This is a genomic window from Negadavirga shengliensis (genome assembly GCF_042652345.1).
Lineage (GTDB): Bacteria > Bacteroidota > Bacteroidia > Cytophagales > Cyclobacteriaceae > Negadavirga > Negadavirga shengliensis.
Genome location: NZ_JBHSJJ010000017.1, coordinates 63570 through 79195, shown reverse-complemented (window position 1 = coordinate 79195; position 15626 = coordinate 63570). Strand labels below are relative to the sequence as shown.

The window sequence follows — 15626 nt, the reverse complement described above, 5'->3', positions numbered from 1 at the left end:
GAATGATGACAGGTCTTAAATAGCTATATTCGTCACTCAAAAAAGAAATGAACAATTTGAAATCCATCCTTTTACCCGGTTTTTTATTTTTCATTCAGACCATACTGTTCGCGCAGCAGGCGGATTCTGTGGCCGTGGTCACCCAAAACTGGAAAGCCACGCCCATCAAAAAAGGGGTGGTGTGGAAGCAAGGGCATTTTGACGATCTTTTCCAAAGCCAGCAGGAGATTAATTTTGTCGAAATCGATATCAGGAAGTACCGTAAAAGAATCCGCATCGCAGCAGATCCGGCGCAATTGAAAAAGACGTCCCGGTTCGCCGCGGAAAATCAAGCCATCGTCGCGATCAACGGAGGCTTTTTCGACATGAAAAACGGAGGAGCGGTGGATTACGTGAAAGTGGGCGGTAAAACCATCAACACTACCCAAAAAGAAACCGACAGGGCCGATGCCGTGCTGATGCTTTCCAAGAAAGCCAGTGCCATCCAGCCCGGCTCCGCGATCAACTACCAAAGCAGTGATTTTCCGGATATTTTACTTTCAGGCCCGCTTTTGGTGCAAGATGGCCGGGACATGGCATTGACCAACAATCCTTTTAACGACAACCGCCATCCGCGCAGTGCGGTGGCCCTGACTGCTGACAAGAAGCTTATTCTTATCGTTGTGGATGGCAGAAACCGTTTGGCACAGGGGATGCGGTTGGATGAACTGGCAAAAACCCTGCGCTGGCTGGGTGCACAGGACGCCATGAACCTTGACGGCGGGGGAAGCAGCACCCTGTTTGTTAAAGGCGCAACTGAAAACAACATTGTCAACCACCCGTCGGATAACAAAACGTTTGACCACGAGGGTGAACGGTCGGTGGCCAACATTATTTACCTGAGATAAGCAAGAAAGTTACTTCCGTTTTAAGTCAGGAGACATCGGCATATCGACAAATTTTCAATACGCCTCTCTTTAGAGCCCCTCTATTCCCTTTATCTCACCAATATGCCCATGGGCATTGGTCAAGCTTGTGATAATGGTCTTAGGAGGATTATCAGGTACATGCCATCCAGATTGACCCAATCAATCTTCTGTTATAAATCCGAGTAAGCACATTAAGGGCACAGCAGGTGTCGTAATCACCCTTCTAAATTGCCGGCTTCACACTGAAAAGATGACTTCCAAAGTACTTACTTTTACCCTTAATATAAAGCCAACAACATCATGATCAACGTGCACCAATTGACAAAAAAATTCAATGTAATCATTGATTACTGGCTGACGGAACTTAAAGGCTACAGTTTTGATCAGCTCCTACTCCAACCCGATCAAAACAGCTGGTCAATGGGGCAAGTTTATGCCCATATCATTGAAGAGACAGGATTTTTCTTCCAGCAGGTCAGGATATGCCTTTCCGACAATGAAAACTCAGCGAAATCCATGTCGGAAGGGGCCAAGGAATTATTCCTTACAAATGCCTTTCCCAATAAGAAACTGGTAGGCCCTCCAGAAATCGTTGTCGGACAACCAGGAAATAAAATTCAACTGCAGGTAGGGTTGATGGATTTGTATGATCAGGCAAATGATTTGGGTAAAGAGATATCAAACAACGACAACAGCGGAAAGACAAAACACCCGGGGCATGGATACCTTGATGCCAGGGAATGGTATCAGTATGCGGAAATGCATTTACGGCACCATATCCGACAAAAGGACCGTATTGACAGTTTTCTGAAAATGTCCCCATCCGAAAATGAACCTGAAATTCTATAATCAGAATTTCAGCGCAATGACATCGGCAAACCCTTACCTCCACTTCCCCGGCGATACCGAAGAGGCATTTAATCACTTCAAATCCATATTCGGGGGAATCTTTTTTGACTTGTTACGTTTCGGGGACTTCCCTCCACAAAATCAGATTACCTGAATTGCGCGTATCTTTTGCCGCTTAGCGTGCATTGTTGGCTGAGGTGGCATACAAACCCAACAAACAGCCGGTAAACCCTCCGGCCACGTTGGTGGAAAGAATATCTCCCGAAACGGTTCCTCCCAGGTTAACGAAATCACCTCCTGTGGTGGAATAACCGAATTCATATTCATCCCCCCTGGCTTTGACCTGCAGGTGCACAGGGCCTTTGATCTCAATTTTCGTACTGGCCAACACCTGTGATTCTCCTTTTTCCGTCTTTTCCAGTATCAGGTAATCATCATTTCCTTTTTTGGTGAGACCAAATACATAATGGAACTGCTCGCTTTGCAGACACACAATGCCCGCCAAATCCTTCTCTGAAGCCGGCTTGTAGTCTACGGTGGCGGTAAATGAAAAATGATTATGCTGCTGTCTGTAAAATAATGTTGAAGTGGGTTTTACTTCTTTGATGTTCGTTTCAAAGGGGGTGATTTGCAGGCCGTTGTTTGTCATGGATATAAATTCTTCCCGGGGTCCTCTAAGGCCTATCCATCTATAATCCAGCTTCTCGGATGAGAAATCTTCTTCATAAGTAAAATTCCCGTTGGGAAAAAAGCCAGCCCCCGCTGTCATGTTTTCAACCCCTTGAGGCATTTTGAGTTTGGGTACTAAGGGGACAAGTCCATTTACAAAGACGGGAAACTCCCCTGACCAATCCACCGGCAAAATAAAGGTTTCCCGGCCTGTATTCACCCTGTCTTTTTCGTTGGGACGGATGCCCAGAAAGACCCCGTAATACTGATTATCAGGCCCCAATACCAAATCCGCATGCCCCGCCCAATCCACTTTGTTTTTCCTGTCTTTGGAAAAATACCTCTGGGTAAGGATCGGATTGCCCGGCGCGGGCTTGTAGGGGCCTTTGGGATGATCACTGATGAAAATGACTTCGCTGTGCCATCCGCCAGTGCCGCCCTCAGCACACATCAAATAATATTTGCCGTCTTTTTTGTAGATATGGGGAGCTTCTATCCAAATCGGTTTTTGGGAAATATCCACACCCCCGTCAACGATGGTCTGGTCAGTTCCTGCGATCACTTGGTCCTTATCCAAATCATATTCCCAGAGCTTGATGACCCGATGTCCCTCATAAAGCGCCTTCCCTTCATCCGGGGCGTCATTATGCACGACATACGCTTTTCCGTCATCATCGAAGAACAATGCGGGATCAATCCCCCCGAAATCCAATTTTATAGGGTCGCTCCAGCCTTGGTGAGGGTCTTTTGTTTTTACCACGATGTTCCCAAACCCGCCGGCAAACTGCGTGGTGATCATATAAAAAGTGTCATTGTGCGGGTTATAAATAATGTCAGGCGCGAATATGCCGGCGCTTATGCCTGCATCATGGACTTTCAGTTGAGACGGCCGGTCAAGCACATGACCAATTTGTTTCCAGTTCACCAGATCATTGGAATGAAATATCGGCACTCCAGGGAACATGGCAAATGAGGAGCTGACCAAATAATAGTCATCTCCTTTTCGGGTGATGGATGGGTCAGGGTAACATCCTTGTAAAATCGGATTATAAAACTCACCTTCCTTCAACGGATAGTCCTTGTAGACCTGATCATCCCCCTGATATACCACCTTGGAAAATAAAGGGGCATGCTTCTGCGTGCTCTGGCTATATATTTCCGTCATGGAAAACCAAGTACAAAAGACTGCTAAAATGATCGCCTGCTGCTTTTTCATGAATAGTTTATTTTGGATTAAGATGGTACCGTTTACTCATTGCCTGATTGAAAATGGTCAACATCATGGGTTGGAAAATTGAATCATCCCGACCGGTCGGTATATCAGCTGTCTTTTTTCCAGTCTTTACCTACTGGGGCCCGCACTTACCCTAAGGATAGCCACGGCCAACGGTTAAAACACAAGAATTGCATTCTCCGGTCTGAATCGTTTTCCTGGAACCATGGGCTAATATAGAAAATCTCACCACAAGTTCATTCAACTTAATCCAAAGTTACCGCTTCAACCAAGCGGGACACCATAGGCTTGGGCTGGTAGTTCCTGTCAAACAACAAGGGATAGTCCGTTCTCCCACGGACAGGCCAGTTGTTTTTCCAGGAGTGGTGGTCCGCAACTCCCCATGTAGTTACTCTTGAAATTTTATCCTGATGCTTTATAAACAGTTTAAAAAAGTCAAGATAACGTTCCGTCAGCGCCTCTGATACCGAATCGGGCAGCCCCTCCTTATAGGGATTTATTTTTTCCTGATAGGTAAAGTTGGTGGATACCTCTGCCCCTTGGTTCGCACGGGGCGAGGGCAGCACCGTGATATCCAGCTCCGTGACCATCACTTCCACCCCCAAATCGGAAAAGGCCACAATGCTTCTTTCAAATTCCTGAAGGGAAGGGTAATCCAAGCCCACATGTCCCTGCATGCCTATACCGTCAATTTTGAGCCCTTCCTCCTGCAGTTTTTTAACCATGGAAATTACCCCTTGCCGTTTGCCCGGATTGGACATGGAGTAATCGTTATAATAAAGCGCTGCCTCTGTGTCGGCCTCATGGGCAAACTGAAAAGCCAACGGGATGAACTCCTCACCGATAATCTCAAAAAACTTGCTTTTCCTGTATGATCCGTCATCCAAGATGGCCTCATTGACCACATCCCATCCTTTCACCCGGCCCTTGTACCTGCCCACCACCGTTTTGATGTGATTTTCCATGCGCTGTATCAGCACTTCCCTTGAAACATCATTTCCCTGACTGTCTGTAAAGAACCAATTCGGTGCCTGGGAATGCCAGATCAAGGTGTGGCCCGTAATATGCATTTCGTTGTCCTCGCCAAACTCCACAAACCGGTCCGCCAATGAAAAATCAAACTCTCCTTCCCGGCGCTGCAGCGGTCCGCTTTTCATAACGTTCTCCGCTACTATCGAATTAAAATGTGTCTTAATCACCTCCAGGGCAGCCGTGTCTTTCCCCAAGATCTGCTGTGCATTCAGAGCGGTGCCATCAAAAATTTTCCTTCAAACAAAGTTTTTAGTTTCGGGGTTTCATTTCCCGTTTTGGATCCCGATCCTGTTATGAGCGCAAAAAGTGCCCCCAACAAAACTCCCATTGTGTGCCAACTGATTCTCATAAATTCCTTCTTTTATTATAGCAGAATCGTGTCGGATGCAGCGCAACCGGATTCTGAAAAAAACATCCTTTGATTTAGTGCTAAAATACCTGTAAACCACCGGAAAAACCAACATATGCTGATATACTTCGCTTCATAAAACCTAAAAGCCATTGGTTCCGGGCCAGGATCATCGGACACCGCCCCTCGGGGATTTCTGCCAACCGTCTCCACGGCAAAAGCTTATTTTGATGGCAAATTGGTTTTTTATGCCTTATTCATATCTCAAAAGTTTTGAGGGATTGATGAAAGAAGTTCTGATTACCTGATGACCGATGGTCAGCAGGCTAATCATAAAAATAGCCAGTATGGGGGCCAGATAAATCCACCAGGACAGCGCGGTTTGATAAGGATAATTTTTTAACCACTCCCGCAGCAGCATATGTATGATGGGGAGCGAGAGGCCTCCTGCCAGGATGATGAAGAGAAAGAATTTTTTTGACAACAGCAACATGAGACTTCCGAGAGAAGCCCCTAAGATTTTCCTCACACCCACTTCCTTGGTTTTTTGCAGCATGGTCAAGGCAGCAATCGCATAAAGTCCTGAACAAGCTACCATTATGGCCAGCAGGGTAAAAATGATCAATAAACGTCCAAAATGCCTTTCTGATTGATAATGGCTATTGAAAAGATCGTCCAGAAAAAAGTAATCAAATGGAACTTCGGGAAATACGGTTTCCCAATTGCTCCTTACCAATTCGATGTGCTCGTCAATGTCGTTGCCATTAAAACTGATGGACACATATTTATGAGGCAAAACAGTAGACGTGAATGCCACGGGATAGTTATGTTGTTTGAAAGATGTTGAGCGAAAATCCACAACCCCTACTATTTCCGCCTTCCCGATGTTGACGTTGCCCCAAACAACTTCATACCCAATTGCTTCTTCCGGATCATCAATTCCAAGCGCCTTTATCCCCTCCACGTTCATGATCATGGTAAACTTACCGTCTAATCCTTCCTGAAAATTCCTCCCCGCCACCAGGGGTATCTCAAAAGCCGGAATGAATTCGGGATCAATCCTGGTAAAATGTAGGGATACAAACTCTTCCTGGTTTTTGGAATGCCTGAAATTGGGCATTAAAGTTAAATACTCCTTACCTGGGATATCATAAGAGGTAGTTACTCCCTTGACCTTTGCATATCCCTTCATCTTTTCTTTAAAAATTGATAGGTTCTTAGAAACCAGAGAATCCCCGGAGGTGACCTGGGTATTGACTACCAATGCACTTTCCAAATTCAGTCCAAGATTGCCCGACTTCATGAAATTCAATTGCTTACTTACTAGCAATGCCGCAGCGATTAAGAAAATGGATATGACGAATTGAAATACCACCAACCCGTTTCTTATATTAAAAACCGGTGCTGTTGGGGCATTTGAGAAATTTCCTTTAATGGCGTTAACGGGCTTAAAGGAAGAAATCACAAAGGCGGGGTATAATCCCGACACGAAACTTCCCATAAGTAGCATCAATAAAGCAGCTAGCCAAAAGAAAGGCGCTTCCATGAGGTAAGAAGAAGACGACATTCCTATATATGGGGCATAATAGGTATAAAATAACTGAACCAAGATGCAGGCCAACACCAGAGCCAAGAAATTCGAAACCAGTGATTCGGTGAGGAATTGTTTTATTATTTCATTTTTTCCCGAACCTATTACTTTTCTCACGCCAATCTCCTTTGTCCTATCCAAAGAACGGGCAGTGGACAAATTGATGGCATTGATCCATGCAATGATCAAAACAAAAACCGCTACGCCAAGCAGCGTATAGACGGTTTTTGCATCCCCGTTTTGACCGGCTTCCCCCAATAGATCCGAGTGCAAATGAATGGAGGTCAGGGGCTGGAGTACAAATACTGAACTTGCTTTTTTGTTGACCTGTCCTATGTTGTATTTTTGTATAAACGCAGGGAATTTTCCTTCCAACAATGCCGCGTCTGCTTCAGGTGCCAATAACAGGTACGTATAAAACCCATCCCATCTCCAATTCGCATCATCGCCGCCGCTGTCAGGAGATGTCACTTCCTGCCAGGCAAAAAGGAAATCAAATTTCATATGGGCATTCTCGGGAATGTCCTCAAATACCCCCACTATTCTGTAGTTTTCGGCTAAGCTGTGACTTAACGTTTTTCCTATGGGAGATTCTTCCCCGAAATAACGTCTTGCTGTGGATGCTGAAACCATTACGGTATTGGGTTCCAAAGCTTCTATATCTCGGTTGCCTTCAATGATTTGAAATGAAAAAAGTTCAAAAAATTTGCCTTTGACATGATATACGTCCTTTTCAGAAAAGCGGATGCTTTCTCCGTCTTTGGCAGTATGGCTGACCACAATATCGTATTCCGAGCTTATTCTGAATAAAGTCGTGTAGCTTGTTACTTCGGGGAATTCATCCATCATGGCCTGCCCCGTGGGAATAAATGCCTGTGCTTTTTGATATTGGAGCTCACCATCAAGATACCGGTCATGCCGTACCCGGTAAATGCGGTCCGCATTTTTATGGAACCGGTCATAGCTCATTTCGAAATGGGCAAACTGGAGGATCACCAAACACCCCCCCATACCCACCGCAAGTCCAATGATATTTATCGACGAAAAAATCCTGCTTCGAAACAGGTTGCGGCTGGCGATTTTGAGGTAGTGGGTTAACATAGCTTGTTAATTTAGATGAATGCGAATAGGTAAATATCCCGGCTACGGTGACGGTTTGAAAACAATACACCCTCCCTGATTTACATCGCAGAAACTATTTATCTAATTTCATACCACCTTTAATTAGCCCCAAAACCTTTCAGATGCCGTTAAGTCTGCCTCAAAAACCCGCGGGCCGAACAAAATTGCCCGCTGACGGACAATTTCGTTCGACAGGTAATGATCATTCCACCCTCGTATAAATAGAATTTTCTATACACATGGCGGCCACAATCACGTCATTGCATGGGCCAAGATCGATGAGCAGTTTCGATCCAGCTTCAAGGAATTCCAATCGCACAGAACGTTCAAAACCCCCTTCGCTTTCCGCAAGGTCCTCCAGGTCGGCGAAATCCTCCTCTTGTGGCAGCAAAACGGTCTCAATAAAAAAAGTGGCATTGTCTCCGCTTAGGGCGTAAGTTCCGGATTGATAGTACCCATACCCCGATATTTCATTTGATTCCGGATCCCTGTAAACAAGATACCTTTCAAAACTCCGGTTTTCACCAAATACATAAACATCCACAGTATTCAGCCCCATGTTCGGATTGTGCCAGCTATGTTCCCAAGTACCGTACAGCATAGCGGAATTAAGAACCATGTCGTCATCATTGCAGGAAGTAGCGAGGAGAATGAAAACGAAAAAACAAGGCAAAAGAGACGGTTTCATGATCGGAGAGATGGTTATTTGTACTAAATATAGACGTAAAAATAAGCCATATTGTCCCAAACCAACGACAAAAGGTACAGAGTGCATATCTGTAGTTACCTAAATTTTCTTTCAAACCGGACCGCTTCTCATCAACCAATATTGGACACCCCGCGATTCTTTACCAAATAAAGGGAGTTGACGCAGGCACAGGCCGAAAAATAATAATTTAAGCAGAGACAATCCCAGCATAATTTAGTAAATTAATCGGGAAGTGGGCTTTAATAGCCATCAAGCAATTTTATCCCTTGCCAACATCTTTTATAAAATTGAGCTGTCCGATAAGTATTCATTAAACTTAACAACAATGAAAAATAGCTTGGTTTTGATCATCATGTGGATCGGTGGATTTACCGCATGCACATGTTCCGGGACGAAGGATACCGTTAGACAGGTGGAAACAAACCTGATCGGGCCGGTATACATCGAAGGTGATCCTACCTGGACCATTGAAGCGCGCATGGCGCATTATGGGGTGCCGGGTGTCAGCATAGCCGTAATTGCCGATAATAAGATCGAATGGTCAAAGAGCTATGGGGTAATGGATAAGGAAAGCAAAAAACGGGTTACCAACCGAACCCTTTTCCAGGCAGGATCCATCAGTAAGCCGGTGGCGGCATATGGCGCATTGCGGCTTGTCCTCGAAAATAAGATAGCGCTTGATGAAGATATTAACAGTTACTTGAAAACATGGCATTTGCCTGATAACGAATGGACAGCGCGAAAGAAAGTCACCCTCAGGCAGCTGTTGAGTCATACCGCAGGCACCACTGTACACGGGTTCTTGGGTTACAGCCCTGACTTGCCGGTACCTACCCTCTCCCAGGTATTGGATGGCCTCGAACCGGCCAATTCGGCCGCCATCCGGGTAGACAAGCTCCCTGGTGAAAGTTTCCGCTATTCTGGCGGCGGATACTGCATCGCGCAACAGATGATGATGGACATACAGGGAAAATCTTTCCCCGATTTAATGGAAGAGTTGATACTGCAGCCGCTTGGAATGGAAAACAGCACGTATGAGCAACCGCTGCAGGATGGACAACTGGATATGGCGGCCACAGGCTACCTGCCGGACGGATCCATGACAAAGGGAAAAAGGCACACCTACCCTGAAATGGCCGCAGCTGGATTATGGACCACTGCTGAGGACCTCGCCAAATTTGCCATCAACGTACAACAGGCCTACGCAGGGAAAGACAACAGGATATTATCCCAGGAAATGGCTAAAGCCATGTTGACATCCAATGTGTCCGATTTTATAGGCTTGGGAATATTTCTGGATAAAAGGAAGGACGACCTCTATTTCGGCCATGGGGGCTGGGATGAAGGTTTTTCCAGCCAGCTTGCGGCCCATACAGAAAAAGGCTATGGGGTAGTCGTGCTCACCAATGCCAACCAACCCGAATTCATAGCGGAGCTGATAAGGTCTGTAGCCCTTACCTACAAATGGGATAACTTTGTTCCGGTATACAGGAGTCTCCCGGACCGGACCGCCCTGGAAATTGACGGACGTTATCGAAAAGGCCATGATGAATTGATAGCGGTATATCGCAAGGATGATGCCTTATTGAAAAAAAGTTTAAGCGGCGGAAATGTGGAGCTGGTCAGGATAGCCGACAGTACATTTATTGCCCGCGAACAACTCCAACCGCTGCGCTTCAGAATGAATAAGCAGACCGGCAAACTGGAGCTGATGCTGCTAAATCCTTATACGGAAAAAGCCGAGTCTGTTTATTCACACATGAAAGCTGAGGAAAAACTTCCCATTGAAAGGCTGTTTGAGGGAGACTTCGATGGTGCCTTGGATGCTTACCGTAATTTAGCGGAAACAGATCCGGGGGACCCGGCCATTGATGAGGACAGGCTGAACCAAATGGGATACCGCCTGTTGGCTGCGAAAAAGCCCAGGTTGGCTCAGCAGCTTTTTGAAATCAATATGCTCCTGTATCCAAACAGCTCTAACGTTTACGACAGTTATGCGGAAGCTTGTATGGAGCTTGGCGAGTGGGATATGGCAGTGGCAAACTACCAAAAATCACTTGCGATGGATCCTGACAACCACAATGCCACAAAAATGCTCGCCCGAATACAACAGGAGAAAGACGCTCGGAAATAATAGGTTTTTAACCGGATGTTTGGGACCGGATGGATTTAATTGGTGGATTAGCGGATTCCACCTAAAAAATCCCCTTCAAGATACCAGAAGGGGATTTTGGAATGCATTTGATATTTTCCTGATAGGTAAATATTATTTTTTTGAGTTTTTCATGTCAGTGACTTCTTTACGGATGTCCTGGGCAAGCTTTTTGATTTCATTCATGCCATTTCTGACACGCGTACCTGCCGCTTTGTTTCCTTTGTCATAAAATTTTTCGAAATCGCCTTCAAGACCGGATATCAGGTCTTTTACTTCATTAAATCTGCTCATTTTCTATAAGGTTTAAGTTAAATCCAAGTGAAGTTAGTTGAAAAATATGAAATCACCTATTCTATGGCGGAATAAATGAAGTTTAATATTCATAAAACCTTCATTCTCCTGCTATTTTGCCGGTGAAGAAACGCGCTGCTCCACTTCCACCCCTCCGATATAAATGCCGTCCAATTCTCTGAGATTCCGGATATCCATCAACGGATCTGCGTTCAAAACAATAAAATCAGCCCAAAAACCCGGCGCCAAGACACCCAGCTTTTCCAACTCCAGGTATTCCGCGGCATTTTTGGTGGCTGATACGATAATCTCCATGGGCGTCAGCCCCGCTTCGGCCATCATTTCCATTTCCAAATGCTCAAAATAACCCATAAACCTGGTAGGCACCCCACTGTCTGTTCCGAAAACTATTGGCACGCCAGCATCATTTAAGATCTTCAGGTTAGCATAAGCTACCGGAAGCTGCGCCTGATAAGTCTGGGCACTTTGGCTGTTCCTTGTCTTCTCCTGCCGGGATGGATCTAACAAAGGCGCAATGGTCTCCTGATCGTATTCTCTCAGAAAGAAGGGGTCAGAAAAAAAGGAGGCAGTGTCTCCGTATACATAAGTAGAAAGTTCGCGGGTCAAGGTGGGGCAATAGCCTATCTGCTTTTCTTTGATCAACTCGATAAAGGAATCATCAACCTCTTGGTTCCTTACACTATGCGCCAAGAGGTCAGAACCAGCGTCAAGTAATTTTTTCGCATCCTCCAGATAATACATATGGGTGGGGATTTTATAGCCAAGTCCGTGGGACCGGTTGATCACTGCCCTGTACACTTCTTCGGTCATCTTGGTGCTTGTGCCCAAATTGTCATCCACCCTGATCTTCATAAAGTCAACCCCCATTTTGTGGTTTTGATCCACCATTGACACGGCCTCTTCCGGCGTCTGCCCCGTCACCACCTCCCCGGCGATGTAAAGACGGGCTCTTTGCTGGGGAAAATTGTCATTTACATGGCGGAGTGACACGGCCTCTTCTTTATCCCCGCCGAGACTTACGACAGTAGTAACCCCATACCGTGCGTATATAGATAAATTCTCAATAACATTATCCCGGGAGTAATGTCCTCCTTCGATCCCTTTTACATCACCCACATGCCCATGGGCATTGATCAACCCGGGGATAATGGTCTTCCCGGTAACATCTTTGACAAAGGCATTCTCCGGCACGTCTACTTCCCCCATTTCACCAATAGCCACCACCCGACCCTCCTTGATCAATAATACACCGTTTTCGATAGGGACTCCTCCGCTTCCATCAACAATGGTACCTCCAGTAAAGGCGCTATACACATCGGTCGATGATTCCCGTTCTTTGCAACAGAAAACAGAGAGAAACAACAAGAGCAACAGTGGGCTATGGTTCATGGTCTTAATTTAGCAAGATTATCGGGTACATGCAATTGTGTCCGGTCAGGATTATCTGTTCAAAAAATATCACCCGAATTCTTATGTAATAAATTCTATGAAGCTTATTAAAGAACAAGGCATGTCGTAATCAACCTTCTAAAATGTCGTTTTTACATAGCAAAGGAGAATCTCCATCTGATTAACTTTGATATATCGGTAGATTGAAATTTCGAAACCGTAATCCTCGCCGGTAATTGTCTATAGCGCGCATAGGGAAGCCAAAACCCACAGCATTCAGGATACGGTTTCATGCCGCATACATAGGATGATTAATCCTTTCATCTTTAACCGAAAATCCAATGGGTAGAAATAAGTTAAATGGCGGAAAGTTGTACGAAATACGCTCCCGTCAGCAAGAAAAACGTTCTGTAAGTTTTGAATAAACAATCAATATCCGGCATTTCATGTCCTTTATAACCCAAAACCTCAATTATCATGGCTGAAAATATTCAAAGACTTCCTGAAGTGGTTTCTCCCGAAAAATGGAAAGCCGCCAGAGAGGAGTTCCTTCAACAGGAAAAGGAGTTGACCCGCTTAAGGGATAAAATCAATGCCCGGCGCCGCCGGTTACCGATGATCAAAATTGAAAAAAGCTACACCTTTGAAGGTCCCGACGGACAAGCCAGTCTGATGGATCTTTTTAATGGTCGTCAACAGCTTATTCTTTATCATTTTATGTTCGGACCCACATGGGATGAAGGCTGTGTGGGCTGCTCCATGCTGGTGGACGGCATGGGCAATCCCACTCATTTACATGCCCGGAATACTTCCCTCGTCCTTGTCTCCCGCGCTCCGCTGCACAAAATAGAGGCTTACAAAAAAAGAATGGGATGGACTGTCCCTTGGTACTCTTCTTTCGGGAGTGACTTTAATTATGATATGGGTGTGACAGAGGGAGAAGATGAACTGCCCGGCCACAGCGTCTTCCTCCGGGATGGAAATGATGTTTACCGGACGTATTTCTCCACCAGCCGCGGGGATGAATACCTGGGCAATACATGGAGCTATCTGGACATCACGCCTTATGGCCGGCAGGAATCATGGGAGGATTCCCCCCAAGGCTGGCCGCAAACCCCGCCCTACCAGTGGTGGCGCCGGCATGATAAATATGAGAATACTTGATCCGTTTGTCATTTAACCCTGCTTACAATACATCTGCATTTTTTGGCTAAAGGCTTTGCTGTCCGTGGGAAATACCTTAAAAACGGCGACGCCGCCTTATGTAATTTTTTTGTCAAAGCCAATATCCGGGTGATGAAAATCACCCATTATTTAAATTTCCATCACTATTAGGGCGCCCAACAATATTTAAATTTGGTATTATTTAAAGTGAAATCCCTGCATTTGTCACTAAATGATTATCGCCATGAAAAAATCCATGTTAACCATTCTGATTGGTGGATTCGTTTTCGGATCCGTCCTCAACGCCAATGGTCAGGTGAAATTACCTGAAATCGAAGTTACCGCCGTTAACTATAAATACCTGAGTTCTACGACAAAAGAGGAAGTATCGGAACCCGTCCGCACAATCAGGTACGAAGCGGCGGCCTATGATGTGAAAGAGTCACCGTTTTATGAAGATGAATACGATTATTACCACATTTCCTTTTTTATCCCGGAAGGAAAAATCCTCGCTTCCTACGACAAAGAGGGAAACCTTCTCCGGACAGCTGAAAAATTCAGTAATGTCCAGTTGCCAAAAGCAGTAGAACGAGCTGTTGCGAAAAGATTTCCTAATTGGACCATCTCAAAAGATGTTTACCTTGTAACTTACAATGACGCAAAGGGCACAAATAAAAGGTACAAACTGCTGCTGGAAAATGACGACAAGCGGATGAAAGTGAGAATTGACGAAAAAGGTAATTTTATGTAAACCCTGGTTAACGAAAAGGAAAGGAGCTGTCACATCGGACTGCTCCTTTTTCAAGTCATTCCCCTCTTACCCGGCTTCCCGGCATGCATCCAACCTATATCCCCTCGCGCCCTTAAAAACCTGCATAGGAATGTTGAACCCTGTCAGGATCTGGTCACCGTGTCATCATATCCACCTGTGGAATTCCTGTAACTGCGTCTTCCAATAGGCTTTCCAATCTTCTACGGCTTTGGCATCGGTCAGCTTTTCCTGATTGACCGCCAGGAGCACTTTTCCCTCACTTTTCTGGTTGATGATGATCGATACCCGGCTGCCATCCTTCAGATTGACACGCCAGTAACGCCATTTTTGTGTCTCACTCAGCTGAGGGACACTGTCATAGGCCACATGGTTAAACCGGTCCATATCTCTGACAAATTCCTGCCAAAGAAAAAACACATGATCCATGGTTCCCGGAAGGGTTTTGCTGGCGGAAGCCTGGAAATCTCCTTCGCAGGTTTGACCTACTTCCCTCCTCCCGATTTTCCGTTCATATTCCACCGTGATGGTTTGCGCCCACCATCCTGTGACACCATCAAGTTCATGGAGTTTATCCGCTATCTCTTTATGCGAAAATTGCCCGGCATTTATCCTGTCCAAATAATCAAACCAGTAGGACCAGGTTTTTCCCGTGGCTTTTTTTATGGATTCTTCCGATACTATGGACATAGTGTGGTTTATGGGGCTCATCAGCCCGATAATTTAATGACAAATACTTTTTCTCTTTATTCCCCACCTATCACCACTGTCCACTCCCGCACTTCCCATGAGACGATAAGCCCGTTTTGTACGTAAGGGTCCTGCCGGACAAAATCTTCGATTACGGATTTATCCTGACATCGGAAAACCAGTACCGCTTTGTCAGCCGGGTCCGCCAATGCCCCGCCCATCTTCAAGAAACCCTTATCATGGTATTCCATGGCCAGGGCCAAGTGCGCTGACCTAAACGGCGCCCTTTTGGTCACATAATCTTCAACGGTGACATAGGTAAGGATAAAATACATATCATGAAGGTAAGCATTACCGGATAAAAAACCATATCCTAATGTCGTGTCAAGTGTAAATTGACGGAAATCCCAAACGTTTTTTTATCCACTAATCCCTAAGCAAGTTCCCTGAAACCAATGCGGGGCAGAGTGGGGCAGGTCTACGCTTGACACCAATGTTATGGAAATAACCATCTAATTGAACGGCTTTTAAATCAAAAACCTCCTTCGTGCTGATTCCCCGAATCCCGTTCACCGGGTCCGGGGCAGGCTGTGCAATCCCTGACTGCCGTCAGGCGTGGACATCTCCAGAACCAATGGGAGTTACTGAAATCCGACATTTCATGCTTGATTTCACACTACGGCT

13 protein-coding genes are annotated in these 15626 nt (G+C 45.6%); 5 read left to right on the top strand and 8 right to left on the bottom strand.

Annotated features, from left to right (window positions below):
• Nucleotides 1–47: 47 nt before the first annotated feature.
• Nucleotides 48–887, top strand: coding sequence for a phosphodiester glycosidase family protein (locus ACFPFU_RS21880; protein WP_377068152.1), 840 nt, complete (start codon nt 48–50; stop codon nt 885–887).
• Between the two features lie 321 nt (nt 888–1208).
• Nucleotides 1209–1757, top strand: a complete 549-nt coding sequence (locus ACFPFU_RS21875) for a DinB family protein (RefSeq protein ID WP_377068150.1) — start codon at nt 1209–1211, stop codon at nt 1755–1757.
• Between the two features lie 175 nt (nt 1758–1932).
• Here the strand turns inward: ACFPFU_RS21875 and ACFPFU_RS21870 are convergent, their stop codons facing one another.
• From ACFPFU_RS21870 to ACFPFU_RS21855, 4 genes are all read right to left on the bottom strand, one after another.
• Nucleotides 1933–3642, bottom strand: a complete 1710-nt coding sequence (locus ACFPFU_RS21870) for a glycoside hydrolase family 43 protein (protein ID WP_377068148.1) — start codon at nt 3640–3642, stop codon at nt 1933–1935.
• 263 nt (nt 3643–3905) lie between these two features.
• Nucleotides 3906–4859, bottom strand: a complete 954-nt coding sequence (locus ACFPFU_RS21865) for an endo-1,4-beta-xylanase (protein WP_377068235.1) — start codon at nt 4857–4859, stop codon at nt 3906–3908.
• A gap of 435 nt (nt 4860–5294) precedes the next feature.
• Nucleotides 5295–7733, bottom strand: a complete 2439-nt coding sequence (locus ACFPFU_RS21860) for an ABC transporter permease (RefSeq protein WP_377068146.1) — start codon at nt 7731–7733, stop codon at nt 5295–5297.
• Between the two features lie 223 nt (nt 7734–7956).
• Complete coding sequence (locus ACFPFU_RS21855) at nt 7957–8442, bottom strand: hypothetical protein (protein WP_377068144.1); 486 nt, start codon at nt 8440–8442, stop codon at nt 7957–7959.
• Nucleotides 8443–8788: 346 nt separating this feature from the next.
• Between ACFPFU_RS21855 and ACFPFU_RS21850 the strand changes: the two genes are divergently transcribed.
• Entirely contained in the window at nt 8789–10597 is a 1809-nt protein-coding gene (locus ACFPFU_RS21850; RefSeq protein WP_377068142.1) for a serine hydrolase, read from the top strand.
• A gap of 132 nt (nt 10598–10729) precedes the next feature.
• Here ACFPFU_RS21850 and ACFPFU_RS21845 read toward each other — a convergent pair whose 3' ends face one another.
• On the bottom strand, nt 10730–10909 hold the full coding sequence (locus ACFPFU_RS21845) for a histone H1 (RefSeq protein WP_377068140.1): 180 nt from the start codon (nt 10907–10909) through the stop codon (nt 10730–10732).
• A 111-nt stretch (nt 10910–11020) separates the two neighbouring features.
• Complete coding sequence (locus tag ACFPFU_RS21840) at nt 11021–12319, bottom strand: amidohydrolase family protein (RefSeq protein ID WP_377068138.1); 1299 nt, start codon at nt 12317–12319, stop codon at nt 11021–11023.
• A gap of 477 nt (nt 12320–12796) precedes the next feature.
• Between ACFPFU_RS21840 and ACFPFU_RS21835 the strand changes: the two genes are divergently transcribed.
• Nucleotides 12797–13483, top strand: coding sequence for a DUF899 domain-containing protein (locus tag ACFPFU_RS21835; RefSeq protein ID WP_377068136.1), 687 nt, complete (start codon nt 12797–12799; stop codon nt 13481–13483).
• 244 nt (nt 13484–13727) lie between these two features.
• Nucleotides 13728–14234, top strand: a complete 507-nt coding sequence (locus tag ACFPFU_RS21830; protein WP_377068134.1) for a nicotinate-nucleotide adenylyltransferase — start codon at nt 13728–13730, stop codon at nt 14232–14234.
• 165 nt (nt 14235–14399) lie between these two features.
• Here the strand turns inward: ACFPFU_RS21830 and ACFPFU_RS21825 are convergent, their stop codons facing one another.
• Both ACFPFU_RS21825 and ACFPFU_RS21820 read right to left on the bottom strand, forming a co-directional pair.
• Nucleotides 14400–14942, bottom strand: coding sequence for a hypothetical protein (locus tag ACFPFU_RS21825; RefSeq protein WP_377068132.1), 543 nt, complete (start codon nt 14940–14942; stop codon nt 14400–14402).
• Between the two features lie 56 nt (nt 14943–14998).
• Nucleotides 14999–15277, bottom strand: coding sequence for a YciI-like protein (locus ACFPFU_RS21820; RefSeq protein ID WP_377068130.1), 279 nt, complete (start codon nt 15275–15277; stop codon nt 14999–15001).
• Nucleotides 15278–15626 lie beyond the last annotated feature (349 nt).

Coding starts and splice junctions, on each gene's coding strand:
- ACFPFU_RS21880 (WP_377068152.1), top strand. CDS start 48: ATGAACAATTTGAAATCCATCCTTTTACCCGGTTTTTTATTTTTCATT.
- ACFPFU_RS21875 (WP_377068150.1), top strand. CDS start 1,209: ATGATCAACGTGCACCAATTGACAAAAAAATTCAATGTAATCATTGAT.
- ACFPFU_RS21870 (WP_377068148.1), bottom strand. CDS start 3,642: ATGAAAAAGCAGCAGGCGATCATTTTAGCAGTCTTTTGTACTTGGTTT.
- ACFPFU_RS21860 (WP_377068146.1), bottom strand. CDS start 7,733: ATGTTAACCCACTACCTCAAAATCGCCAGCCGCAACCTGTTTCGAAGC.
- ACFPFU_RS21855 (WP_377068144.1), bottom strand. CDS start 8,442: ATGAAACCGTCTCTTTTGCCTTGTTTTTTCGTTTTCATTCTCCTCGCT.
- ACFPFU_RS21850 (WP_377068142.1), top strand. CDS start 8,789: ATGAAAAATAGCTTGGTTTTGATCATCATGTGGATCGGTGGATTTACC.
- ACFPFU_RS21845 (WP_377068140.1), bottom strand. CDS start 10,909: ATGAGCAGATTTAATGAAGTAAAAGACCTGATATCCGGTCTTGAAGGC.
- ACFPFU_RS21840 (WP_377068138.1), bottom strand. CDS start 12,319: ATGAACCATAGCCCACTGTTGCTCTTGTTGTTTCTCTCTGTTTTCTGT.
- ACFPFU_RS21835 (WP_377068136.1), top strand. CDS start 12,797: ATGGCTGAAAATATTCAAAGACTTCCTGAAGTGGTTTCTCCCGAAAAA.
- ACFPFU_RS21830 (WP_377068134.1), top strand. CDS start 13,728: ATGAAAAAATCCATGTTAACCATTCTGATTGGTGGATTCGTTTTCGGA.
- ACFPFU_RS21825 (WP_377068132.1), bottom strand. CDS start 14,942: ATGTCCATAGTATCGGAAGAATCCATAAAAAAAGCCACGGGAAAAACC.
- ACFPFU_RS21820 (WP_377068130.1), bottom strand. CDS start 15,277: ATGTATTTTATCCTTACCTATGTCACCGTTGAAGATTATGTGACCAAA.